A 1,827-nucleotide genomic window follows, 5' to 3' on the forward strand; every position below is an offset into this window, starting at 1 on the left:
CCCCAGGATCCAGGCCTCCCGCCTGGCAGATGAACGCAGAAAAATAACCGCGCCCATCACCCTCCGGCCGGTCTCCACCGCACACGCCGGAGTCCCTGTCAGACCCCTCAGGTTCAGGGTACCTGATCTTAAGACACACGTCAAATATTTCAGTGTTTTGCTCAGGCACAATTCCTGACTTCATATTAATGGCATATAAACATAACGGGCGAGGGCATCATACCGGTGCATGCATATTTGTGAGAATATTTCTGCATCAGTGGAAGCTGATCCCATGGTCTATGATGACCCCGACCCATCCGCTCCATCTCCTGGTAGCTCAGGGGATAGATTAATACGTTGCGAGTGGCCATTACGCTAGAGCTCCGGTAGTGTAGCCAGGTCAATCATTCCGGCCTTTCGAGCCGAAGACTCGGGTTCAAATCCCGACCGGAGCATAAATTGCATATTTTATTATGATGATATTCTGTGAAATAGAGATGATAATATTGTTCGCGAAGAATATCATCATATTAATATCCGGGTTTTGCGAGTCATGGCCGGAATCTGGGGCGGGTCGTGTACTCGAATATCTGAATGATCCTCCTGAAATCGAGAGCCATGTGCGAGATATCCCATGAGCCTGGCAGAAATGAGCGCTGCGGATTTCAATGATAGAAGTACACACACGAGAGCGTTCAGCTATATGCCGCGATCCGGCCGGGCTGAGCGCCCTCCTAATAGTCCCGGGCGGATTCGAACCGCCGTCGCTGGCTCCAAAGGCCGGCAGGATTGGCCCCTACCCCACGGGACTCCGGTCTGGATCTTGCCCTGACTATATATATTCCCTTCCTCGTTCTGATAATCGATGAGAGGGCGCGATCAGAGGAAGCTCCTGGAGATCCTCAGGGTTATAGCCGAGTCCAAGAGGCCTGTGGGCGCGAGGACGATCTCAGACGTTCTCAGCAGCAGGGGCTACAGCCTCGGCGAGAGGGCCATACGCTACAACCTCAGGATACTCGATGAGCTCGGATTCACGAGACGGCACGGCTACTCTGGGAGGATCGCAACCCCCCTCGGTCTCAAGGAGCTCAGGGACGCGCTGATACACGAGAGGATCGGCTTCGTGAACACGCTCATAGAGGAGTACATGCTGCGCACCACGTTTGACTTCTCGAGGGGCGACCTCGTGGCGAACATCAGCATCGTGGCGCCCGAGGACGTGGAGAGAGCGCTCGAGGTCATGGAGATGGTCGCGGAATCCGGATACTCGGGGGACCTGGTGCGCGTGAATCGCGGGGATGAGTGCGCGGAGATCGGGACGGTCTGCAGCATCACCGTCGACGGGCTCCTCCTGAAGGCGGGGGTGCCTGTGAACACAACATTCGCGGGCGTCCTCGAGATCAGGAGCGGGGAGCCGTGCAGGTTCTCGGATCTGATTGCGTACGCAGGCACCTCCATAGATCCGATGAGGGCCTTCATGGCGAGGAGGATCGCCCGGGTGATGGACGCCGTGCGCACCGGCTCCGGGAAGGTCCTGGCCAACGTCAGGGAGGTGCCGGTCAGCGCTTTTGAGGACACAGCGCGCATCCTGGAGCGCGCGCGCTCGATCGTTGGCAGGATCGTTGTGGGCGATCCCGGGGATGATGTGCTCGGATGCCCTGTGGCTCCGGGTCGCGTCGGCATAGCGATATGCGCGGGCGTCAACGCTCCCGTGGCTGTCGCTGAGTGCGGGGTGCGCATCCGCACATCCCCGATATCCGCGCTGATCCCCTGCGAGGAGATGTCTCGGATAAGATTTTATAAGGGCTAGGACTGGGCGATAAGCGAGGTCAGAAAGATGGCTGT

At 57.7% G+C, this 1,827-nt stretch carries 1 protein-coding gene and 2 tRNA genes; 2 read left to right on the top strand and 1 reads right to left on the bottom strand.

Annotation, left to right across the window (positions count from 1 at the left end; translation table 11 throughout):
* The first annotated feature begins 362 nt into the window (after window positions 1–362).
* Window positions 363–437, top strand: a tRNA-Glu gene (locus tag QFX31_RS00990).
* A gap of 283 nt (window positions 438–720) precedes the next feature.
* Here the strand turns inward: QFX31_RS00990 and QFX31_RS00995 are convergent.
* A tRNA-Gln gene (locus QFX31_RS00995) sits at window positions 721–793 on the bottom strand.
* A gap of 54 nt (window positions 794–847) precedes the next feature.
* On the opposite strand from QFX31_RS00995, the gene QFX31_RS01000 reads away from it, so the two are divergent.
* Window positions 848–1,792 carry an NrpR regulatory domain-containing protein gene (locus tag QFX31_RS01000; protein ID WP_348530287.1) on the top strand — a complete coding sequence of 315 codons (945 nt, stop codon included), beginning with the start codon at window positions 848–850 and terminating at the stop codon, window positions 1,790–1,792.
* The last annotated feature ends 35 nt before the right edge of the window (window positions 1,793–1,827 follow it).

This window comes from Methanothrix sp., from assembly GCF_030055635.1.
Taxonomy (GTDB): Archaea; Halobacteriota; Methanosarcinia; order Methanotrichales; family Methanotrichaceae; genus Methanothrix_B.